The 22178-nt window shown below is 71.5% G+C and carries 20 protein-coding genes; 9 read left to right on the top strand and 11 right to left on the bottom strand.

From position 1 onward, the window contains the following. Nucleotides 1–13 precede the first annotated feature (13 nt). Nucleotides 14–775 (top strand): hypothetical protein, encoded by a 762-nt coding sequence (locus tag ACFYY7_RS03225; protein ID WP_388656341.1) that lies wholly within the window; start codon nt 14–16, stop codon nt 773–775. Here the strand turns inward: ACFYY7_RS03225 and ACFYY7_RS03230 are convergent. The 4 genes from ACFYY7_RS03230 to ACFYY7_RS03245 all read right to left on the bottom strand — a co-directional run bounded on the left by ACFYY7_RS03230 (nt 682) and on the right by ACFYY7_RS03245 (nt 5788). Continuing rightward, entirely contained in the window at nt 682–1437 is a 756-nt protein-coding gene (locus ACFYY7_RS03230; protein WP_388656344.1) for a hypothetical protein, read from the bottom strand. The genes ACFYY7_RS03225 and ACFYY7_RS03230 overlap by 94 nt on opposite strands. Beyond that, complete coding sequence (locus ACFYY7_RS03235; RefSeq protein WP_388656347.1) at nt 1434–3236, bottom strand: phosphatidylglycerol lysyltransferase domain-containing protein; 1803 nt, start codon at nt 3234–3236, stop codon at nt 1434–1436. The genes ACFYY7_RS03230 and ACFYY7_RS03235 overlap by 4 nt, the downstream gene beginning before the upstream one ends. A gap of 103 nt (nt 3237–3339) precedes the next feature. After that, nucleotides 3340–4452: a nicotinate-nucleotide--dimethylbenzimidazole phosphoribosyltransferase gene (cobT, locus tag ACFYY7_RS03240; protein WP_388656350.1), complete on the bottom strand. Its 1113-nt coding sequence runs from the start codon at nt 4450–4452 to the stop codon at nt 3340–3342. A gap of 133 nt (nt 4453–4585) precedes the next feature. Then, entirely contained in the window at nt 4586–5788 is a 1203-nt protein-coding gene (locus ACFYY7_RS03245) for a bifunctional adenosylcobinamide kinase/adenosylcobinamide-phosphate guanylyltransferase (RefSeq protein WP_388656353.1), read from the bottom strand. Between the two features lie 194 nt (nt 5789–5982). On the opposite strand from ACFYY7_RS03245, the gene ACFYY7_RS03250 reads away from it, so the two are divergent. Then, nucleotides 5983–6192 carry a hypothetical protein gene (locus tag ACFYY7_RS03250; RefSeq protein ID WP_388656356.1) on the top strand — a complete coding sequence of 70 codons (210 nt, stop codon included), beginning with the start codon at nt 5983–5985 and terminating at the stop codon, nt 6190–6192. Between the two features lie 122 nt (nt 6193–6314). Here the strand turns inward: ACFYY7_RS03250 and ACFYY7_RS03255 are convergent, their stop codons facing one another. The 3 genes from ACFYY7_RS03255 to ACFYY7_RS03265 form a co-directional block, all read right to left on the bottom strand. Beyond that, entirely contained in the window at nt 6315–7391 is a 1077-nt protein-coding gene (locus ACFYY7_RS03255; protein ID WP_388656359.1) for a S1C family serine protease, read from the bottom strand. A gap of 97 nt (nt 7392–7488) precedes the next feature. Continuing rightward, nucleotides 7489–8247: a methyltransferase domain-containing protein gene (locus ACFYY7_RS03260; RefSeq protein WP_351257393.1), complete on the bottom strand. Its 759-nt coding sequence runs from the start codon at nt 8245–8247 to the stop codon at nt 7489–7491. Between the two features lie 89 nt (nt 8248–8336). After that, a complete protein-coding gene (locus ACFYY7_RS03265; RefSeq protein ID WP_388657103.1) occupies nt 8337–8936 on the bottom strand; it encodes a DUF3043 domain-containing protein in 600 nt (199 codons plus the stop codon). A gap of 296 nt (nt 8937–9232) precedes the next feature. Here ACFYY7_RS03265 and ACFYY7_RS03270 point away from each other — a divergent pair, with 296 nt between their 5' ends. The 5 genes from ACFYY7_RS03270 to ACFYY7_RS03290 all read left to right on the top strand — a co-directional run bounded on the left by ACFYY7_RS03270 (nt 9233) and on the right by ACFYY7_RS03290 (nt 15810). Further along, nucleotides 9233–10015, top strand: coding sequence for a PspA/IM30 family protein (locus tag ACFYY7_RS03270; RefSeq protein WP_266736832.1), 783 nt, complete (start codon nt 9233–9235; stop codon nt 10013–10015). A 9-nt stretch (nt 10016–10024) separates the two neighbouring features. Beyond that, complete coding sequence (locus ACFYY7_RS03275) at nt 10025–10303, top strand: hypothetical protein (protein WP_124718101.1); 279 nt, start codon at nt 10025–10027, stop codon at nt 10301–10303. 187 nt (nt 10304–10490) lie between these two features. Beyond that, nucleotides 10491–11714 carry a sensor histidine kinase gene (locus tag ACFYY7_RS03280; RefSeq protein ID WP_388656362.1) on the top strand — a complete coding sequence of 408 codons (1224 nt, stop codon included), beginning with the start codon at nt 10491–10493 and terminating at the stop codon, nt 11712–11714. Nucleotides 11715–11788: 74 nt separating this feature from the next. Beyond that, nucleotides 11789–12484, top strand: coding sequence for a response regulator (locus ACFYY7_RS03285; RefSeq protein WP_388656365.1), 696 nt, complete (start codon nt 11789–11791; stop codon nt 12482–12484). Nucleotides 12485–12654: 170 nt separating this feature from the next. Then, a complete protein-coding gene (locus ACFYY7_RS03290; RefSeq protein ID WP_388656368.1) occupies nt 12655–15810 on the top strand; it encodes an efflux RND transporter permease subunit in 3156 nt (1051 codons plus the stop codon). Between the two features lie 76 nt (nt 15811–15886). Here the strand turns inward: ACFYY7_RS03290 and nadA are convergent, their stop codons facing one another. Beyond that, nucleotides 15887–17083 (bottom strand): quinolinate synthase NadA, encoded by a 1197-nt coding sequence (nadA, locus tag ACFYY7_RS03295; RefSeq protein ID WP_388656371.1) that lies wholly within the window; start codon nt 17081–17083, stop codon nt 15887–15889. Nucleotides 17084–17329: 246 nt separating this feature from the next. Between nadA and ACFYY7_RS03300 the strand changes: the two genes are divergently transcribed. Next, nucleotides 17330–17686: an iron-sulfur cluster assembly accessory protein gene (locus tag ACFYY7_RS03300; RefSeq protein WP_030933606.1), complete on the top strand. Its 357-nt coding sequence runs from the start codon at nt 17330–17332 to the stop codon at nt 17684–17686. Nucleotides 17687–17800: 114 nt separating this feature from the next. Here the strand turns inward: ACFYY7_RS03300 and ACFYY7_RS03305 are convergent, their stop codons facing one another. Both ACFYY7_RS03305 and ACFYY7_RS03310 read right to left on the bottom strand, forming a co-directional pair. Then, on the bottom strand, nt 17801–19282 hold the full coding sequence (locus tag ACFYY7_RS03305; protein WP_388656374.1) for a hypothetical protein: 1482 nt from the start codon (nt 19280–19282) through the stop codon (nt 17801–17803). A gap of 148 nt (nt 19283–19430) precedes the next feature. Next, complete coding sequence (locus ACFYY7_RS03310) at nt 19431–19628, bottom strand: hypothetical protein (RefSeq protein WP_351257415.1); 198 nt, start codon at nt 19626–19628, stop codon at nt 19431–19433. Between the two features lie 159 nt (nt 19629–19787). Between ACFYY7_RS03310 and ACFYY7_RS03315 the strand changes: the two genes are divergently transcribed. Continuing rightward, the gene (locus ACFYY7_RS03315; protein WP_388656377.1) at nt 19788–20762 is read left to right on the top strand and encodes a carbohydrate kinase family protein; all 975 of its coding nucleotides are present in this window, start codon (nt 19788–19790) and stop codon (nt 20760–20762) included. Here ACFYY7_RS03315 and ACFYY7_RS03320 read toward each other — a convergent pair whose 3' ends face one another. Further along, entirely contained in the window at nt 20763–22145 is a 1383-nt protein-coding gene (locus ACFYY7_RS03320; protein WP_388656380.1) for a cysteine desulfurase/sulfurtransferase TusA family protein, read from the bottom strand. Between the last annotated feature and the right edge of the window lie 33 nt (nt 22146–22178).

Below are 22178 nucleotides of genomic sequence, written 5' to 3' on the forward strand. Positions count from 1 at the left end.
GGGAGTGGGTGGCATGGGTCACTGGTTCGAGCGGAACATCGTCGAGCCGGGGAAGCTGCCGCTGCTCCTCGCCCTGGCCTCCTTCGTGCTCACCTTCGCGATCACCCGGTTCATCACCCGGATGATCCGGGCGGGGAAGGGACCGTTCCGCAATGTCACTCCCGGCGGGATGCACATCCACCACGTGGTCCCCGGGGTGGTGCTGAGCGTCGTCGGCGGCTTCGGCGCGGTCGCCAGCGGGCGGGAGGGCGTCACCGCGGGGATCTGCGCCGTGGTCTTCGGCGCGGGCGCGGGGCTGGTGCTGGACGAGTTCGCGCTGATCCTCTACCTCGACGACGTGTACTGGACCGAGGAGGGCCGCCGGAGCGTGGAGGTGGTGGTCCTCACCGCGGCGCTGGTGCTGCTGGTGCTGGGCGGGTTCTCACCGCTCGGCGTGAACGAGCTGAGCAGCGACGAGCAGCAGGACCGGCTCGGCGTCGTCCTGACCCTGATCGTCAACTTCTGCTTCGTGCTGATCGCCCTCTTCAAGGGCAAGGCGCGGCTCGCGGTCCTCGGCACGCTCGTCCCGTTCGTCGCGCTGATCGGCGCGATCCGGCTGGCCCGGCCGACCTCGATGTGGGCCAGGCGCTTCTACCGAAACCGCCACCGGGCCCGCGCCCGCTCGGTGCTGCGCGCCTACCATCACGACGTGCGCTGGGTGGGGCCGCGGCGCAGGTTCGAGGATCTGATCGGCGGCGCACCGGACCGGGTGCCGCTCCCCGGACGCAAGCCCTGATCCCGGGGCAGGCCGCGGCGGGGCGCGCGGACGCACATCAGAAGGACCGCGGCGATCGCCACCAGGTGCTCCTTGCCCGCCAGATTGTTCTTCAGCACCACCTCGGCCACCATCGCCGCGATCACCAGCGCCCCGGTGAAGCGGGCCCGGTGGACGTAGCAGAGATAGACGGCGAGGCCCACGACCGCCGCCGACGGGCCGGTGTCGACGACCTGGGCGTCCGAGGCCGGCAGCCCGAACAGCCCGTCCGGGCCGAGGGCGACGCCGATCCGCGCGTACAGCGTCCCGGTCAGCGTCGCCACGTACGCGATCAGCAGCGTGCGCCACCGGCCCAGGCAGATCTCGGCGGCGCCGAACACCAGCAGGATCTGCACCAGCGCCCCCCAGACCGGCAGATCCAGCGCCGGTACGAACAGCGACAACGGCGTACGCAGCAGGGACGCCCACAACGGGTCCTCGGCCCGCACCGCCCCGAGGGAGTGCACCACCCCGAACCCCCACGACCGGTTCTGCAGCGCATGGAGCAGCGCCGTCAGACAGACCGCGGCGACCGTCATCGGGACTGCCCGCAGCCGGCCGGCCGTGAGCGCCGCGCGTACGGTCGTCAGCAGCGGACCCCACTCGCGGCGGCCTGCCCGGCGCAGCGCGCGCACGGGTCTCATCCGTCGTTCCCCAGCTGCGAGCGGTGCAGCCACTTGGGCAGGCCGGGCGCCTCCAGGAAGCCTTCGGCACGGCCCGCGGCGACGCCGATGCGCAGCAGGTCCGAACTCTTCTCGAACAGCATGAAGCGTGGCTCCCAGATCGGCCGGTACTTGGCGTTGGCGCGGTACAGCGACTCGATCTGCCACCAGCGCGAGAAGAAGCTGAGCATCGAGCGCCAGAGCCTGAGCACCGGTCCGGCGCCGAGCCGCGAACCGCGCTCGAAGACGGACCTGAACATCGCGAAGTTCAGTGAGACCTGCGTGATCCCGATCTCCTGGGCGCGCTGGAGGAGTTCGATGACCATGAACTCCATCAGCCCGTTCTCGGCGTCCCGGTCACGGCGCATCAGGTCCAGCGAGAGGCCGTTCGGCCCCCAGGGCACGAAGCTCAGTACGGCACGCAACTCGCCCGGCGCACCCTCCTCGGTGGGGGCGTTGCGGCATTCGAGCATCACGCACCGGCCGTCGGCCGGATCGCCGAGCCGGCCCAGCGCCATCGAGAAGCCGCGTTCGGTCGCCCCGTCGCGCCAGTCGTCGGCGCGACGCACCAGTTCGGCCATCTCGGCCTCGGGGATGTCCGCGTGGCGGCGGACGGTCACCTCGTACCCGGCACGCCCGATCCGGTTGTACGCCTGGCGGACGGTCCGCATCGCCCGCCCTTCGAGGGTGAACTCGGCGGTCTCCACGATCGCTTCGTCGCCCAGCTCCAGGGCGTCCAGGCCGTGCCGCGAGTAGACGGTGCCGCCCTCCTCGCTCGCTCCCATCACCGCCGGGATCCAGCCGTGTTCGCGGGCCTCGGCCAGCCACGGCCCGATCGCCCCCGGCCAGGCCTCCGGGTCGCCGATGGGGTCACCGGAGGCGAGCGATACTCCGCCCACCACCCGGTAGGCGACGGCGGCCTTCCCGGTCGGGGACCAGATGACGCTCTTCTCCCGGCGCAGCGAGAAGTAGCCGAGCGAGTCGCGGTCGCCGTGCTTCTCCAGCAGTGCCCGGAGCCGGGCCTCGTCCTCGGGGGTGATCGGGTCGACGGCCCGGCGGGACCGGAACGCCGCGTACACGACGGCGATCAGCAGCAGCGTGGAGAGCACGTTGATGGAGACGTCGACCCAGCCGGGGGTGGTGATCCCGGGGAAGGCGGCGTCGTTGTCGGCGACCGAGACCAGCCTCAGCGCCCCGTAGCGCCAACGGTCCAGGAAGGTCGCGCGGTAGTCGTCGGTCGCGGTGTTGGTGAGGGTGACCAGGCCCGCGGCGATCAGCGAGGTGATCAGCAGCCCGCCGACCGCGACGACGGCCGCCAGCTTCGGGTTGGACCGGTCGCCCTTCGCGTAGAACTCGCGCCGGCCCAGTACCAGAGCCAGGACGAAGGCGGCGGTCAGCGTCAGCGAGATCCAGTTCTGCGGATACCGCCGGACCTCCGGGAAGGCGATCACCAGGGCGAAGAGGAGCAGCAGCAGCCCGCTCACCACGATGTTCACGATCCAGGCGGCCCGCTTGCGGCGGCGCATGGTGACGGCCAGGAAGAGGGCGACGACCCCGGAGGAGAAGCCCGCGGTGAGCAGGTAGGGGGTGAAGTAGTTCGCCGTGTTGTGGCGGCGCAGATCGTTGCCGAGAGTGACCCAGACGGCGCTCAGGAAATTGATGAACGACACGACGCGCAGGTACCAGATGGCGAACGCCGCGCTGCGCCGTGACCGGACGGTGCTCGGTGCCCGGGCGGTGCCCCGCCCGCAATCGTCGGTGGCCAATCGGACCTCTCCCATGAAAAGCGATCATATGGTGCATCGCACTGCATGAGGGGCTGCGCTGCGGCCGGTGTTCAACGGCCGCAGCACCGCCGGTCCGTGGGCCCGGGACCGGCCGGTCTCAGGTCGCGTCGCCGTACGCGGCGGCGCCTGCTGCGGCTCCCTCTTCGGCGCCGTCCTTCTCCTCCTCGGCGACGAGTTCGCGTTCGGGCAGTTCGGCCGCGAGTGCGGCCGCCGCCCGGACCAGCGGGAGTGCGAGCAATGCCCCGCTTCCTTCCCCCACGATGACGCCGTGGTCCAGCAAGGGGTTGAGCGCCATCCGGTCCAGGGCCTTGGCCTGGGCCGGCTCACCGCTCGCCTGACCCGCCAGCCACCAGTCCGGCGCCCGGAAGGCGGCCCGCTGCCCCACCAGCGCACAGGCGGAGGAGACCACGCCGTCAAGGATCACCGGCAGCCTGCGCACCGCGCACTGCAGCAGGAACCCGGTCATCGCCGCCAGATCCGCGCCGCCCACCGTGGCCAGCAGCTCCATCTGGTCACCGAGGACCGGCCGGGCCCGCCGCAGCGAGTCCCGGATCGCCGCACACTTGCGCATCCACGCCAGATCGTCGATGCCCGTGCCGCCGCGCCCGGTCACCACCGAGGCGTCCGTACCGCACAGCGCCGCGACCAGCGTGGCCGCGGCCGTCGTCCCGCCCACGCTCAGGTCGCCGAGCACCACCAGATCGGTGCCCGAGTCGGCCTCCTCGTCGGCGATCGCCATGCCGAGCCGTACCGCCTGCTCGGCCTCCTCGGCCGTCAGCGCGTCCTCGATGTCGATCCGGCCGCTGCCGCGCCGCACCCGATGACGTACCACCGACTCCGGCAGCAGCTCCGGATCGCAGTCCAGGCCGGCGTCGACGATCCGTACCGGTACGGAGAACTGCCGGGCCAGCACCGCGAGCGGCGTCGCGCCGTCCAGCGTGGCCCGCACCAGCTCGTGCGCGGTTCCGGCCGCGCGCCCGGAGACTCCCAGTTCGGCAACCCCGTGATCGCCGGCGAAGAGCACCACGCGCGGCTGCTCGATCGCCTTGACCGGTACGGACTGCTGCGCGGCCGAGAGCCATTCGCCCAGCTCGTCCAGGCGGCCGAGGGCGCCGACGGGAACGGCCATGCGTTCCCGGCGTTCCTCGGCATCGCGCCGTACGCCGCCGTCGGGGCGTTCGATCAGGTCGGAGAAGTCGTCCAGATTCACGGGGATCTGCCTCGCGGGTCGATGCGTCGAGTGGGCCGGCGAGCCCGGCGGCGGGCTCACTGCGGAACAGTACCCGCCGCATTTCCGGCGCCCGGTCGGCGCGATGCACTTCCCCCGACCGCGGGCGCCCCGGTCAGCCCCGCAGGACCAGCGCCTGACCGGCCACCACCAGCAGCACCTGCTCGCACTCGTCGGCGAACGCGGCGTTCAGCCGGCCCAGCTCGTCCCGGAAGCGCCGCCCGGCGGCCGTCGCGGGCACCACGCCCGAGCCGGTCTCGTTGGTGACGGCGACGACCGTACGACGCGTTCCCCGCACCGCCGCGACCAGCTCGGCGGTCCGCTCCCGCAGGGCGCCCTCGCCGCCCTCCGCCCACGCCGCGTCGTCCCAGGCGTCCACCCGGTCCATCGCGTCGGTCAGCCACAGCGACAGGCAGTCGATCAGCAGCGGCGGCCCGTCCGACTCCAGCAGCCCCACCAGCTCACAGGTCTCCTCGGTGCGCCAGGCGGCCGGCCGGCGCTCCCGGTGCAGACCGATCCGGGCCGCCCACTCCGCGTCGCCTTCGCGGCCGCCGCCGGTCGCCACGTACACCACCTCGGGGAACGTCTCCAGGCGACGCTCGGCCTCCACCGACTTTCCCGACCTGGCCCCGCCCGTCACCAGCGTGCGCCGGGGCACCGCCGGGGCCGTTCGGTACTCGCCCACCACCAGCGTCGTCCCGTCCGGCACCGCTCGCGCGCCGGCCGCCGCGAGCCGCCGGTCCAGCTCGGCACCGGGCGGCGCGTCATGGTCCAGATGGACGGCCACGATCTCGGTGGCCGGGCCGATCGCCGCCACGGCCCGCAGCCGCGCCACCGCGTCCGGCCGCCCCACCACATCGCCGACCACCATGTCGTACGGCTCCGCGACCCGGTCCGTGAGACCGGCGGGCGCGGCCCCCGGCGGCAGGTACAGCAGCCGGGCCCCCGCCGGTCCGGTGACCTCGTACCCGGTCCCCGGCGCGTCCATCGGCACCGCCCGCACCCGGTGCCCGCTGATCAGCGTCAGCTCCCGCCCGTCCGGCACCCGGCCCGCCGGGGGCAGCCCCGCGGGCAGTTCCACGGCGGGCCCGTCGTGCGGATGGGTGAGCAGCACCTGCCGCACCCCGGTGAGCGAGTGCCCCGCACGGGCCGCGGCGAACACGGCCCCCGGAGTGAGGTCGAGCAGCAGCGCGTCGTCGACCAGCAGCGCGGTCGCGGCCCGCGAGCGCGCCCCGTGGGCGACGGCGCAGGCGGCGCAGGGACATTCGGGCTGCGGCAGCCCGTCGGGGGCTCCGGTGCCGAGCAGAGTCAGTTCCACGCCTTCGATCCTCCCGTGTCCGTGCGACCGGTGCGCGACCTGGGGCCTCTCGTTTGGATCAGGCCGGATCAGGGAGCGGGGTCCGGCCTGATCCAAGGAAAGACCCCGGGTGCGTCCGGACAGGTGCGGAGCCGGTCCCCGCACCGGACGCAGGCACTAGGCTGCGGGGCAGCAAAGCGACCCAGGAGGCGGACATGGCGTGGACGTGGCGGTTCGAGAAGTCCGACGGTACGGAGACGGAGCCGGCCCTGCAGCCGGAGGAATTCACCACCCAGGGCGACGCGGAATCCTGGATCGGTGAGTACTGGAAGGAACTCCTCGAAGGCGGGGCGGACCAGGTGACGCTCTTCGACGACTCGACGAAGATCTACGGCCCCATGAGCCTCCAGGCGGACCAGGGCTGATCCGCCTTCGCGCGCGAGGAGAGGCGATCCCGGGTTCTCCGACTCCTCGCGCGCGGGAGCTCCAGCCTTCGGGTCGAACGCCAGCCACAGGGCCAGGGTCCGTCTCCTCGCGCGCGGGAGCTCTAGATCTCGCCCAGGGTGACCTTCGCCGTCTTCTCCGCCCCGTCGCGCAGATAGGTCACCGTGACCTTCTGGCCCGGCTTGTCCGAGGCCAGCGCCTCCGACAAGGAGGTGATCGTCGTGACCGGCTGGTCGTCGATCCTGGTGATGATGTCGCCGGGCCGCAGCCCGGCCTTGTCCGCGGCGCCGTTCTTCGTCACGCTCACCAGCGCCACCCCGGCCGGTTCGTAGTTGGCGTCGACGACCGTACGGCCGGTGATGTTCAGGGCCGCCCGGCCCGAGTCGGTGACCTTGCCGTTCTTGATGATCTGATCGGCGACCGTCTTCACCATCGACACCGGGATCGCGAACCCGATCCCCGGCGCCGCGCTGCCGCCCAGCTCCGGGTCGGTCGCGGCCAGGGTCGGGATGCCGATCACCTCGCTGTTCAGGTTGACCAGCGCACCCCCGCTGTTGCCCGGGTTGATCGCGGCCGAGGTCTGCACCATGTTCGCGATCGTCGCGCCGGTGCCGCCGCCCGTGCGGCTCTCGCTGACGGTCCGGCCGAGCGCCGAGACGATGCCCTGGGTGACGCTGGAGGACAGACCGAGCGGCGAGCCCATCGCCAGTACGATCTGCCCCACCTCGACCTTCTCCGAGTCGCCGAACTTCGCGGGCTTCAGCCCGTCCGGCACGCTGTCGAGCTTGATGACGGCCAGATCCTGCTCCGGGTAGGAGGCCACCAGCGTGGCCTTCTGCTCCTTCTCGCCGGTCGCGACGGTGACCTTGAACGTTCTGTCGTTGCCGACCACATGGGCGTTGGTGACGATATGGCCCTTGGTGTCGTAGACGATGCCGGAGCCCAGGCTCTCGGAGGCCTGGATCTGCACCACCGACGGCAGCACGTTCTTGATCACGGCCTGGTAGTCGCTCTGCAGATCGCTTGCGGTCTGGGTGGCGGAGGCCGGATCGCTGGGTTCGGCCCTCGGTGACTCGGAGGTTGCGTCCGAGCAGCTGCTCACCAGGGCGATCGCACAGACCCCGGCGGCCAGGGACAGCAGCAGTCGGCGAACGCGGGCGCGGGAGTGGAATGCATCCATGACCCGATTGTTGCTTTTGACCCTTTTGGTGACCTCTTGGGATCGGCCGGTCGGGGCATGTCGCAGGGCAGCCCCGGCGACCCGCTCCCGTGTCCGCTCAGCCCCGGACGCCGCACAGGTGCAGCAGCGCGGCCACCCGGCGGTACGGATCCGTCCGCCCGGCCCGGTCCTCCGCGGCGAGCACCTGCTCCAGCTCGGCCGCGGCCGGCAGCTCCACGTCGTTGCTCACGTTGTCCGTGAAGACGCGCACCCCGTACCAGGCGTGCAGGGGTGCGGCGATCCCGGCGAGGGTGGACGTCAGGGCGTCCAGCCGGTCGGCCCTTACCGTGAGGCCCAGCCGGTTGGTGTACGTGTCCGTGTCGAAGGCGGCCAGTGCCGCGTCCCAGTCCCCGGCGGTCCCGGGGCGCATCGCCAGGGCGTCCGCGTTCCGTACGAGCAGCGACAGCAGCCCGCCCGGGGCGAGCATCCGGGCCAGGCCCGCCAGCATCGCGTCCGGATCCCGGACATACATCAGCACGCCGTGGCAGAGCACCACGTCGAAACTGCCGGGCAGGAAGTGCACCCCGGTGTCCAGGCCGTTGCCCTCGATCAGCCGGACCCGCTCGCGGATGCCCGCAGGTTCGCTGCCGAGCGCCTCCCTGGCCACCCGCAGCATCTCCGCGTCCGACTCCAGGCCGGTCACCGTATGGCCGGCCCGCGCCAGGCGCAGCGCCTGGGTGCCCTGGCCCATGCCGACGTCCAGCACGCGCAGCCGCTGCCCGACCGGGAAGCGTGCCGCGATCTGTTCGTCGAGCTGCCGGGCCACGAGCTCCTGGCGGACGGTGTTGCGCAGCCCGCCGAGCCCCTTCAGCCACATCGAGGAGGCTCCGGAGAACCCGGTGACGGGAACGACATCGTCCGGCCGGTCGGCGGACGGACCGCCGACCGAGCCGGAGACGTGCGTGTTCAGGGCCGCTCTCCCCGCTTGACCTGCGGCTTGGGCAGCCGGAGGCGTCGCATCTGAAGCGTGCGCATCAGGCCGTAGGCGACCGCGCCACGCTTGGGCGTATCAGGGAAGCGCTGGTTCAGCTGCTTCTTCAGGCGGAGCGAGAGGCCGATCGAGTCGATCACGATCAGCACGATCACGATGAGCCAGAGCAGCAGCGAGATGGTCTGGATGTTCTGCACCTGGATCACGCTGAGGATCAGGATGATCACGGCGAGCGGCAGGAAGAACTCCGCGATGCAGAAACGCGAGTCCACGTAGTCGCGGACGAAGCGCCGCACCGGGCCCTTGTCGCGAGCCGGCAGATAGCGCTCGTCGCCACTGGCGAGCGCCTCGCGCTGCTTGGCCATGTCCACACGGCGCGCTTCGCGCTGCCGCTTCATGGCCTCCTTGCGGTCGAGAGGCGCGCCACTGGAGGCGCGACGGCGCTGCGACTGGGCATCGCTGCGCTTGGGGGTGGGGCGACCTTTGGGGGCCTGCGGGTCGCGGGGCTGCTTGGAGAGGTCCGCCGTCACCTTGCCGGTGGGCGCCTTCTCTTCCTTCGAACGGCTACGGAACACAAGGCCCAAGGGTACGGGTTCGATCGCCACGACCCCAGGCCGGTCGGGAACGATCCGGCAACGGCCTGCGTCCTCGCAGGTGTACCGGGTCTCCGGCACGGATGACGGGACCGGGTCCCCCTGACCTCCGCCTACTCCTCGGGCCGGAGTGGTGACCCGGTGCAGTCGTCCTTGGGTAGGAGCACATCCTTGCTCGAACAGTGCGGTAATAGAGGCAGGGCCCGTACTGTGGGTTCTGTTGGAGTGCTGGAGCTCAGTCCGTCAGAAGGGGGCGCGCGAAGCCCATGAGCGGTGTCATGAAGCGTATGGGGATGATCTTCCGCGCGAAGGCAAACAAGGCCCTTGACCGGGCCGAGGATCCGCGCGAGACCCTCGATTACTCGTACCAGAAGCAGCTCGAACTGCTTCAGAAGGTACGTCGCGGTGTCGCCGACGTGGCGACCTCGCGCAAGCGGCTGGAGCTGCAGCTGAACCAGCTGCAGGGACAGTCGTCCAAGCTGGAGGACCAGGGCCGCAAGGCGCTCGCGCTCGGCCGCGAGGACCTGGCCCGCGAGGCGCTGTCCCGGCGCGCCGCACTCCAGCAGCAGGTCACCGACCTGGAGACGCAGCACACCACGCTGCAGGGCGAGGAGGAGAAGCTCACCCTCGCGGCGCAGCGGCTGCAGGCCAAGGTCGATGCCTTCCGAACCAAGAAGGAGACCATCAAGGCCACCTATACCGCTGCCCAGGCGCAGACCAGGATCGGCGAGGCCTTCTCCGGGATCTCCGAGGAGATGGGCGACGTCGGCCTCGCGATCCAGCGGGCCGAGGACAAGACCCAGCAGATGCAGGCCCGCGCCGGCGCGATCGACGAGCTGCTCGCCTCCGGCGCCCTGGACGACCCGACCGGCACGGCGAAGGACGACATCGCCGCCGAGCTGGACCGGATCTCCGGTGGTACGGATGTGGAGCTGGAGCTCCAGCGCATGAAGGCCGAGCTGGCCGGCGGCTCCACCCAGCAGCAGGCGATCGAGGGCGGCCCGCAGGACGCCGCCCAGCAGCAGTCGTCGCAGTCCCCGCACAGGTTCGACAAGAGTTGAGGCGGCGTCATGATCGTACGGATCATGGGGGAGGGCCAGGTCGCACTGGCCGACAGTCATCTCGCCGAGCTCGACGGGCTCGACGACGAACTGCTCGCCGAGATGGAGAGCGGTGACGGACCGGGTTTCCGGGCCACCCTCCACGCGCTCCTGGCCAGGGTGCGCGAGCTCGGTACAGCGTTGCCGGACGACTCCCTGGAGCCGTCCGAGCTGATCCTCCCGTCGTCCGACGCGACCCTCGAAGAGGTGCGCGCCATGCTCCGCGACGACGGCCTGATCCCCGGCTGACGCCGTCCGTCCCTCTCCAGCACCCGCATGAACCCGTGCCCCGGGTCCGGTCCGCCGGACCCGGGGCACGGGTGTGTCCGGGTCTTTCGCATCCGGTCGCATCCGGTCGCATCCCGGTCCTCCGCATCCGGACCTTTCGCGCGGGACCGGTCCGGTTCCCGCGCGACACGCCGTAACGTAGCTTGACGTGACCACCCTCGGAACCGGGGTCCTGCGCGTCCGGCACTGGCTGCGCGACCATCCGCTCGCGCTCGACGCCGCCCTGGCCCTGGCCGTGCTGGTGGCGATGATCATCGGGTCGTTCGTCCACCCGCGCCCGGGGGAGGGGCCCTCCTTCGGGACCCGTCCGCCCGAGGTGAGCGGCGTGCTGCTGATGGTGGCCGGTGCCGTGGCGCTCATCTGGCGGCGGCGCAATCCCATGGCGGTGCTCGCGGTCACCGCCGGGCTGACCGTCGTCGAGCTGGTGAAGTCCGACCCGCCCGCGCCGGTGGTCATGGCCACCGTCATCGCGCTGTGCACCGTCGCCGCCCGCACCGACCGGCCCACCACCTGGCGGGTCGGACTGCTGACGGTGGCCGTGCTGACGGCCGCGGCGATGCTCTTCGGTGCGGCGCCCTGGTACAGCCAGGAGAACTTCGGCATCCTCGCCTGGACCGGCATGGCCTGTGCGGCGGGCGACGCCGTCCGCTCCAGGCGCGCCTTCATCGACGCGATCAGGGAGCGGGCCGAACGGGCCGAACGCACCCGCGACGAGGAGGCCCGGCGACGGGTCGCCGAGGAGCGGCTGCGCATCGCCCGCGATCTCCACGACGTCGTCGCCCACCACATCGCCCTGGTCAACGTCCAGGCCGGGGTGGCCGCCCACGTCATGGACAAGCGCCCCGACCAGGCCAAGGAGGCGCTCGCCCACGTCCGGGAGGCCAGCCGCTCCGCGCTCGACGAACTGCGGGCCACCGTCGGGCTGCTGCGCCAGTCCGGCGACCCGGAGGCGCCGACCGAACCCGCCCCGGGGCTCGCCGTCCTCGACGAACTGGTCGAGACCGTCCGCCGGGCCGGGCTACCCGTCGAGGTGGCCTGCACCGACCGGCGGCCCCCGCTGCCCGCGGCCGTCGACCTGGCCGCGTACCGGGTCATCCAGGAAGCGCTGACCAATGTCCGCAAGCACGCGGGTCCCGGGGCCCGGGCCGAGGTGAGCGTCGTACGGGTCGGGAACACGGCCGAGGTCACCGTGATCGACAACGGCTCCGGCGGGGGCGGCTGCCACGGTGACGGCGGCGGGCACGGCCTGCTCGGCATGCGCGAACGCGTCACCGCGCTCGGCGGCACCCTCACCGCCGGGCCCCGCTACGGCGGCGGATTCCGGGTCCATGCGATCCTGCCCGTCGAGGCCCGCACGGCGGAGTCCGGGTGACCGGGCGCGGCGGGCCGGACGGGGGAGAGCGCATGACACCGGGGGAGAACGGCACGTCGGCGGGGGGAGACCGCATGGCACCGCCCATCAAGGTGCTGCTCGTCGACGACCAGACGCTGCTGCGCAGCGCGTTCCGGGTGCTGGTCGACTCGGAGGCCGACATGGAGGTGGTCGGCGAGGCGGCGGACGGCGCGCAGGCAGTGGAGCTGGCTCGCTCGACCGGCGCCGACGTGGTGCTGATGGACATCCGGATGCCGGGTACGGACGGACTCACCGCGACCCGGATGATCAGCGCCGATCCGGAGCTGTCCGGCGTACGGGTCGTCATGCTCACCACCTTCGAGGTGGACGAGTACGTGGTGCAGTCGCTGCGGGCCGGGGCGTCCGGCTTCCTCGGCAAAGGGGCGGAACCGGAGGAACTGCTCAACGCGATCCGTATCGCCGCGGGCGGCGAGGCGCTGCTCTCGCCCGCCGCGACCAAGGGCCTGATCGCCACCTTCCTCGCCCAGGGCGGCAGTTCGCAGGGCGACGGGCCGAGCGCCGCGGAGTACTCCGAGCGGCTCACCGCGCTCACCGGCCGCGAGCGCGAAGTGCTCGTCCAGGTCGCGGGCGGCCACTCCAACGACGAGATCGCCGAGCGGCTCGTCGTCAGCCCGCTCACCGTCAAGACCCATGTGAACCGGGCGATGGCGAAGCTGGGCGCCAGGGACCGGGCCCAATTGGTGGTAATTGCCTACGAATCAGGCCTGGTGCGCCCCAGGGCGGAGTGAGGGGTGGAGATCCGGCGTACTCCACCTGCGGTATGCGCGGCATAAGAAAGCAACCCGGGGGCCGACGCTTTCACCCTTGCCGGCGGGCGATCGTGTAACTGGGCCGGGTCTGTCCCCCCAGCTGCCCGTCGCCCACCTGCCGCGTAAGCCACAGAAGAGAGACCTCACCCATGTCCTGGCTGTCCAGATTCAGCCTCGCGCAACGGGCCCTGATCGGTTTGATCTCGATCGTCGCGCTCGTATTCGGAGCGATCGCGATCCCGCAGCTCAAGCAGCAGCTGCTGCCCACCATCGAACTCCCGATGGTGTCGGTCATCGCCCCCTACCAGGGTGCGTCCCCCGATGTGGTCGAGAAGCAGGTCGTCGAGCCGCTGGAGAACTCGGTCAAGGCCGTCGACGGCGTCACCGGGATCACCTCGACCGCCAGCGAGGGCAGCGCCGTCATCATGGCGTCCTTCGACTTCGGCAGCGAGGGCACCAAGCAGCTCGTCGCCGACATCCAGCAGGCGGTGAACCGCGCCCGCGCCCAGCTTCCCGACGACGTCGACCCGCAGGTCATCGCCGGCTCGACGGACGACATCCCGGCCGTCGTCCTCGCCGTCACCTCCGACAAGGACCAGCAGGCGCTCGCCGACCAGCTGGACCGCACGGTCGTCCCCGCCCTGGAGGACATCAGCGGCGTCGGCCAGGTCACCGTCGACGGGGTGCAGGACCTCCAGGTCTCCATCACCCCCGACGACAAGAAGCTCGCCGCCGCCGGGCTGAACGCCATGACGCTCTCCCAGGCGCTCCAGGCGGGCGGCGCGACCGTCCCCGCCGGTTCCTTCTCCGAGTCGGGCAAGAGCCGCACCGTCCAGGTCGGCGGCGCCTTCACCTCCCTGAAGCAGATCGAGGACCTGCGGGTCGCCGGTCAGGACCCGGCCACGGGCAAGCCCGGCGAGCCGGTCCGGGTCGGTGACGTCGCCAAGGTGAAGCAGGAGCCGTCCACCGCGGTCTCCATCACCCGTACCAACGGCAAGCCGAGCCTCGCCGTGATGGCCACCATGGACAAGGACGGCAGCGCCGTCGCCATCTCGGACGCGGTCAAGGACAAGCTCCCCGACCTCCGCAAGGACCTCGGAGCCGGCGCCGAACTGACCGTCGTCTCCGACCAGGGCCCCGCCGTCTCCAAGGCGATCTCCGGTCTGACCACCGAGGGTGCGCTCGGTCTGCTCTTCGCCGTCATCGTGATCCTGGTCTTCCTCGCCTCGCTGCGTTCGACCCTGGTCACCGCGGTCTCCATCCCGCTCTCCGTGGTCCTCGCGCTGATCGTGCTCTGGACCCGTGACCTCTCGCTCAACATGCTCACGCTGGGCGCGCTGACCATCGCGATCGGCCGCGTCGTCGACGACTCGATCGTGGTCCTGGAGAACATCAAGCGCCACCTCGGCTACGGCGAGGAGCGCCAGTCGGCGATCATCGCCGCGGTGAAGGAAGTGGCCGGCGCGGTCACCTCCTCGACCCTCACCACGGTCGCCGTCTTCCTGCCGATCGGTCTCGTCGGCGGCATGGTCGGGGAGCTCTTCGGTTCCTTCTCGCTGACCGTCACCGCGGCCCTGCTGGCATCCCTGCTGGTCTCGCTGACCGTCGTCCCCGTCCTGTCCTACTGGTTCCTGCGCGCCCCGAAGGGCGCCACGGAGAACCCGGACGAGGCCCGTCGCAAGGCCGAGGAGAAGGAGGCCCGCAGCCGGCTCCAGCGGCTGTACATCCCGGTGCTGCGCTTCGCCACCCGGCGCCGCATCACCAGCATCGTCATCGCGATCGTCGTCTTCATCGGCACCTTCGGCATGGCCCCGCTGCTGAAGACCAACTTCTTCGACCAGGGCGAGCAGGAGGTCCTCTCCATCAAGCAGGAGCTGGCCCCCGGCACCAGCCTGGCGGCCGCCGACGAGGCGGCCGAGAAGGTCGAGAAGGTCCTCACCGACGACAAGGGCGTCAAGGACTACCAGGTCACCGTCGGCTCCTCCGGCTTCATGGCGGCCTTCGGCGGCGGCACCGGCGCCAACCAGGCCTCGTACCAGGTCACCCTGAAGGACTCGGGCGACTTCGACGCCACGCAGAAGCGCATCGACACCGCGCTCGGCAAGCTCGACGGCATCGGTGACACCACCATCTCCGCGGGCGACGGCTTCGGCAGCCAGGACCTCAGCGTCGTGGTCAAGGCCGCCGACGCGGACGTGCTGAGGAAGGCGTCCGAGCAGGTCCGGGCCGAGGTGGCGGAGCTGAAGGACGTCACCGACGTCCAGAGCGACCTCGCGCAGAGCGTCCCGCGGATCTCGGTCAAGGCCAAGCCCGAGGCCGCCGAGGCCGGCTTCAGCCAGGCCACGCTCGGCGCGGCCGTCGCCGGAGCGGTGCGCGGCACCCCGTCCGGCAAGGCGATCATGGACGACACCGAGCGGGACGTCGTCATCAAGTCCGCCCACCCGGCCACCACCATGGCCGAGCTGAAGAACCTGCCCCTCGGCCCGGTGAAGCTCGGACAGATCGCCGACGTCGAACTGGTCCCCGGCCCGGTCTCCATGACCCGGATCGACGGACAGCGCGCCGCGACGATCACCGCCAAGCCCACCGGTGACAACACCGGTGCGGTCAGCGCCTCGCTCCAGACGAAGATCAACGCGCTGAAGCTCCCGGACGGCGCCACCGCCACCATCGGCGGTGTCTCCGAGGACCAGAACGACGCGTTCCTGAAGCTCGGCCTGGCCATGCTGGCCGCGATCGCGATCGTCTTCATGCTGCTGGTGGCGACGTTCAAGTCCCTGATCCAGCCGCTGATCCTGCTGGTCTCCATCCCGTTCGCGGCGACCGGCGCGCTCGGCCTGCTCGTGATCACCGGCACCCCGATGGGCGTCCCGGCGATGATCGGCATGCTGATGCTGATCGGCATCGTGGTGACCAACGCGATCGTGCTGATCGACCTGATCAACCAGTACCGGACCCAGGGCATGGGCGTCGTCGAAGCGGTCGTCGAGGGCGGCCGCCACCGTCTCCGCCCGATCCTGATGACCGCACTCGCGACGATCTTCGCCCTGCTCCCGATGGCGCTCGGCGTCACCGGCGAGGGCGGCTTCATCTCGCAGCCGCTCGCGGTGGTCGTGATCGGCGGCCTGGTCACCTCGACGCTGCTGACGCTGCTCCTGGTGCCGACGCTCTACGCGATGGTGGAGCTCCGCAAGGAGCGCCGCGCGAAGAAGAAGGCGCTCAAGCGCGCGAAGAAGGCGGGCCTGCCCGCCCCGGCCCCCGCGGCGGACACCGCCTCCGAGGAGCCGGAGCCCGCGAAGGCCTGACCCGGCACACGGAAGGCCCCGGCACCGATTCTTTTCCGGTGCCGGGGCCTTCCTGCGTGCCGTGTGGGCCGTACGCCTACGGCAGCGCCAGCATCCGCTCCAGAGCGAGCTTGGCGTACTTCTCCGTCTCCGGGTCGACCTCGATCCGGTTGACCAGCTTGCCCTCGGCCAGCGACTCCAGCGCCCACACCAGGTGCGGCAGGTCGATCCGGTTCATCGTCGAGCAGAAGCAGACCGTCTTGTCGAGGAAGACGATCTCCTTGTCCTCGGCCGCGAACCGGTTGGCCAGCCGGCGCACCAGGTTCAGTTCGGTGCCGATCGCCCACTTCGAGCCGGCCGGGGCCGCCTCCAGGGCCTTGATGATGTACTCCGTCGAGCCGACGTGGTCCGCCGCCGCCACGACCTCGTGCTTGCACTCGGGGTGCACCAGGACGTTGACGCCCGGAATCCGCTCGCGGACGTCGTTGACGGACTCGACCGAGAAGCGGCCGTGCACCGAGCAGTGCCCGCGCCACAGGATCATCTTCGCGTTCCGCAGCTCCTCGGCGGTCAGGCCGCCGTTGGGCTTGTGCGGGTTGTAGAGGACGCAGTCCTCCAGCGACATCCCCATGTCCCGGACCGCGGTGTTCCGGCCCAGGTGCTGGTCGGGCAGGAAGAGGATCTTCTCGCCCTGCTCGAAGGCCCACTCCAGCGCCCGCTTGGCGTTGGAGGAGGTACAGATGGTGCCGCCGTGCCTGCCGGTGAACGCCTTGATGTCGGCGGACGAGTTCATGTACGAGACGGGCACGACCTGCTCGGCGACCCCGGCCTCGGTCAGCACGTCCCAGCACTCGGCGACCTGCTCGGCGGTGGCCATGTCGGCCATGGAGCAGCCCGCCGCCAGGTCCGGCAGCACGACCTTCTGGTCGTCGGTGGTCAGGATGTCCGCGGACTCGGCCATGAAGTGCACGCCGCAGAAGACGATGTACTCGGCCTCCGGCCGCGCGGCCGCGTCCCGGGCGAGCTTGAACGAGTCGCCCGTGACGTCCGCGAACTGGATGACCTCGTCGCGCTGGTAGTGGTGGCCGAGGACGAACACCTTGTCCCCGAGCTTCTCCTTGGCCGCGCGGGCACGCTCCACCAGGTCCGGGTCGGACGGGGAGGGCAGGTCGCCGGGGCACTCGACGCCGCGCTCGCTCCTCGGGTCGGCCTCACGGCCGAGCAGGAGCAGGGCGAGCGGCGTCGGCTGGACGTCGAGATCCTGGACGGGGTGGGCCGTGGTCACGTCACGCACCCTTTCTTCTCTGCTGAAAGCCTCTGCGAAACGCTTCCGCGAAGCCTTTTCGTCTAATTGACGCTATCTATCATATCCGGTTCACGTCACTTTGACGATGTCCATAGTGTCGATGTGACGCATCCCCCCGGCCGGCCGGTGTGCGAGCATGAATGGAACAGGCAAGCGCTCGGCCCGGAATGAATCCGCGGTCCCGTCGGTTGCAACGTCGGCAAGCAGTCTCCGTACAACCCGGGAGAGAAGCAGATGTCCGTATCGGACGAGACCACCACCGTGAGCGACGGCATCCTCCTGTCCGACGCCGCCGCAGCCAAGGTCAAGGGCCTGCTGGAGCAGGAAGGCCGTGATGACCTGGCGCTGCGCGTCGCCGTCCAGCCCGGCGGCTGCTCGGGCCTGCGCTACCAGCTCTTCTTCGACGAGCGTTCGCTCGACGGCGATGTCGTGAAGGACTTCGACGGCGTCAAGGTCGTCACCGACCGGATGAGTGCTCCGTACCTGGGTGGCGCCTCCATCGACTTCGTCGACACCATCGAGAAGCAGGGCTTCACGATCGACAACCCCAACGCCACGGGCTCCTGCGCCTGCGGCGACTCCTTCAGCTAAGCCCTGAAGGCGGCGCGTGCGCCCGAGCGCGACGCGGAACGGCACAACGGCGGCGGCCCCGGAATCCGGGACCGCCGCCGTCGTCGTACCCGAGCCGTACCCGGGGCCCGGCGCTCAGGCGCGGGGCACGTCGTCGCCCGACGCCGCGTCGACCACGGTCCGGTCGCCGAGCGGCGCGTCGAGCGTCACCGTCCGGGTCAGCTCCTTGGCGATCATGATGCAGACCTTCTTCCCGGGCTGCTTCGCCTCCGTCACCTTCACGGTCACCCGGTCCGGGCTCTCGGTCGCGCTCGCGGTGTACGTGCTGCACACCCCGCCCCAGAACGTCACCGACAGGGTCCGTCCGTCGGCGCTGTACGACAGCAGCTGCCGCTGGGACTGCTCCGCGTCCCCCGGGGGCGTCGGAGCCGGCGTGGGGGCGGTCGTCGCCGGCGCGTCCTTCGCCAGGTACGAGGGGGCCACGGCGACCTGCGTCACCGTGGTGCCCAGGCCGCCCGCGGCGGGCCGCACCGAGAACAGCCAGGACGGTACGAGCGTCTGCTTGCCCGCCACGTACTGCGCCGCCAGGCCGAACACCGCCTTGTCGACCGTCACGGTCGTCGTCGGCCGCTCCGCCCCGGTGCGCGCCCCGCAGTGGGCCTTCGGCGACTTCAGGCCCTCGTCCAGCGGTACGGGGGTGGCGCATCCGCCGATGTCCGCGCGGGCCTCCTTGCGGGACGCCGGCCCGTTCAGCTGCTCCAGCGCCTGGGCCGCGCCGATCACCGGATAGCTGTCGCCCTTCTCCAGGCCCTTCAACTGCCCGCTGCCGCCGACCACTTCACCGTCCGGACCCACCTGGATCCCGGTCGACCAGCCGTACGTGGGAAGGCCGCCCACCTTGGGATCGGCGTTCACCACCCGTACCGAGCCCATGAGTTGACCGGAATCGAGCGCGGCGCCGTCCTGCCCCGCCGCCTTCAGGACCGGTGCCGCGGCGGCCCTGGCGGCACTCTCGCCCACCGGGGAGCCACTGCCGCCCGGAGCCGGGTTCCCGCCCGAACAGACCGTCTCCTTCTGGCAGTTGTCCGTACCGCCGGAGCCGTACCGGGCGAAGCTCCAGGTGCCCGGGGCCTGCTTGTTCACCCGCAGGACCGGGCCGGAGCCGTCCCCTTCGGACCCCACCTTCCAGTATGTGCCCTCGGCCTGCGGTGTGCCCGCCAGCTTCAGCGCCTTCGCCAGCCGGGCCACCTCGGCCGCCGAGACGGTCCCCACCGCGTGCCGCACCGCGGCCGTGCGCGGCCCCTCGGGCAGTTTGCCGGACGCGCGGTAGACCACCCGGCCGCCGCTCGGGTCGGGCTCGCCCGGCGCGATGCCCCGCGAGGGCGCCTCGGACGCCGCCGGGGCGCCCTCACGCTGGTCCAGGGCCAGCGGGGGAGGGGTGCGCCGCCCGCCGTCGTCCGCGCTGCCGCCGGACCTGCCGTCGTCGTCGGCCGCGGTCGCGGCCCAGTACGCACCGCCGCCACCGGCCAGCAGTACGGCTGCCGCCACCGAGGCCACGGCGAGCGGCGAACGCCGCCGGGGGCCGGTCACGTCGTTGTCGGGTCGCTCGGTGCTCACCGGATCGCTCCTTCGCCTGCATGGCCGTCACATGCCGTCGCCCGGCCTGTCGTCCGTCCCCGGACGGGGACAACGGTGGGACGGGGCAGCGGCGCGCACGGTTCCCTCGCGGGGCTCAGGCGCGAACGGTGCGGGTCTCGGCCGCCTCTCAGTCGCCGTAATCGGACATGGCGTCGATCAGCCGGGCGGAGGCGGCGGGAACGGTGACCCCGTGAATCCGGGACGGCGCGACCCGAACGGGGGCAGACTTCGGGTGGGCAACCCAGTGCGGAGCCATCCGCGCGCAGTCACCGCGCAGCTCGGCCAGGCTCATCTCGGAGTCGCGCGTGGCGATGTGGTTCGACATATCCGCACCGTAGGCACCACCGGCCTCAGGAAGAAAGCCCTACTATCGGGTAGTTTTCCCCCCTTCGCGGTGCTCCGTGGAACCGGTAGCGTGAACTGTCACGCCGCCCCGGGAACACGGTCACCCGTTCCCCCCGATCTCCGCAGGAGCAGTCTCCCCGTGCGAATCGCAGTCACCGGCTCCATCGCCACCGATCACCTCATGACCTTCCCCGGCCGTTTCGCCGACCAGCTGGTCGCGGATCAGCTGCACACGGTCTCGCTCTCCTTCCTGGTCGACAACCTCGACGTGCGCCGGGGCGGTGTCGCCGCCAACATCTGCTTCGGCATGGGCCTGCTGGGCACGGAGCCGATCCTGGTCGGGGCCGCCGGCTCCGACTTCGACGAGTACCGCGCCTGGCTCGACCGCCACGGCGTCGACACCGGATCGGTCCGGATCTCCGAGGTCCTGCACACCGCCCGCTTCGTCTGCACCACGGATGCCGACCACAACCAGATCGGTTCCTTCTACACCGGTGCGATGAGCGAGGCCCGCCTCATCGAGCTGAAGGCCGTCGCCGACCGGGTCGGCGGCCTCGACCTGGTCTCGATCGGTGCCGACGACCCCGAGGGCATGCTCCGCCACACCGAGGAATGCCGCTCCCGGGGCATCCCGTTCGCCGCGGACTTCTCGCAGCAGATCGCCCGGATGGACGGCGACGAGATCCGGATCCTCCTGGAGGGCGCCACGTACCTCTTCTCCAACGAGTACGAGAAGGGGCTCATCGAGTCCAAGACCGGCTGGAGCGACGAGGAGATCCTGTCCAAGGTCGGCCACCGGGTCACCACCCTCGGCGCCCGCGGCGTCCGCATCGAGCGCGCCGGCCAGGAGCCGATCGAGGTCGGCTGCCCGGAGGAGGAGATCAAGGCCGACCCGACCGGCGTCGGCGACGCCTTCAGGGCCGGTTTCCTCTCCGGCCTCGCCTGGGGCGTCGGCCTGGAGCGCGCCGCCCAGGTCGGCTGCATGCTCGCCACCCTGGTCATCGAGACGGTCGGCACCCAGGAGTACACCCTGCGCCGCGCCCACTTCATGGACCGCTTCACCAAGGCGTACGGCCACGAGGCCGCCGCCGAGGTCCGCACCCACCTCGCGTAGTCAGGACAGCCGGCGGACCACATAGGCCGAGCCGCGGTCCGCCGGCTCCTCGCCCACGTACTCCTGCTCGCGCATCGCGCACCAGGCCGGGATGTCCAGCCGTGCCGCCTCGTCGTCGGAGAGCACGGTCACCGTCCCGCCCACCGGTACGTCCCCGATCACCTTCGCGAGTTCGATCACCGGGATCGGGCACCGCTTCCCGAGCGCGTCGACCACCAGGGACCCGGCCGGGGCGGCCTTCGGGGGCGCCGCGACGGGCGCGCCCAGCCTCTCCCGTACCTCCGCCACCACCTGCGGCAGCACGTCCAGAAAACGGTCGACGTCCTCCGAGGTGGTGCCGTTCGGCAGCGACACCCGTACGTTCCCCTCCGAAAGCACCCCCATGGCCCTGAGTACATGGCTCGGGGTCAGCGTGCTGCTGGTGCAGGACGAACCGGACGATACGGAGAAACCTGCCCGGTCCAGCTCGTGCAGCAGTGTCTCCCCGTCGACATAGAGACAGGAGAAGGTCACCAGATGCGGCAGCCGCCGCACCGGATCGCCGACCACCTCCACATCGGGCACCAGCTCCGGCACCGTGGCCCTGATCCGGTCCACCAGGCCCCGCAGCCGCACGGACTCGGCGGCGGCCTCGGCCCGCACCGCCCGCAGCGACGCCGCCGCGGCGACGATCGCCGGAAGGTTCTCGAACCCCGCCGCCCGCCCCGACTCCCGCTCGTCGGCCGGACCTTGGGCTGCGAACCGCACCCCCTTGCGCACCGCCAGCAGCCCGACGCCGGACGGCCCGCCCCACTTGTGGGCACTGCCCGTCAGCAGCGACCAGCCCGCCGGCACCGGCTCCCGGCCCAGCGACTGCGCGGCGTCCACCAGCAGCGGCACCCCGGCCGCCCGGCAGGCCTCCGCGACCGCGGCCACCGGCTGCTCGGTGCCGACCTCGTGATTGGCGGACTGCAGACAGGCCAGCGCGGTGTCCTCGCGCAGCACCCCCGCGTACGCCGCCGCGCTCACCGCCCCCGACCGGTCCACCGGGACCTCGGAGACCGACCCGCCCTGCGCCTCATGGGTGGCGGCCGAATGGAGCACCGACGAATGTTCGACCGAGGAGACGACCAGATGGCGGCCGACACGCCGACGCCCCGCGAGGGCCCCGGAAATTCCCGAGTGAACCGCCAGGGTCCCCGAAGGAGTGAATGTGAGCTCGTCCGGGCGGCACCCGACGGCCTCGGCGGCGGCCTCCCGGGCGGCGTCCAGCAGCAGCCGGGCCCGCCGCCCCTCCCGGTAGAGCCTGGCCGGATCGGCCCAGCCCTCGTCCAGTGCGGCAAGCAGCGCCTGGCGTGCGACGGGGTGCAGGGGGGCGGCGGATGCGGTGTCGAAGTAGGGCACGCGGCCACGCTAGCCCGAGGTGGGCGCCGGGCC

Origin of the sequence: Streptomyces sp. NPDC001933 (assembly GCF_042890955.1) — a bacterium.
GTDB lineage: Bacteria > Actinomycetota > Actinomycetes > Streptomycetales > Streptomycetaceae > Streptomyces.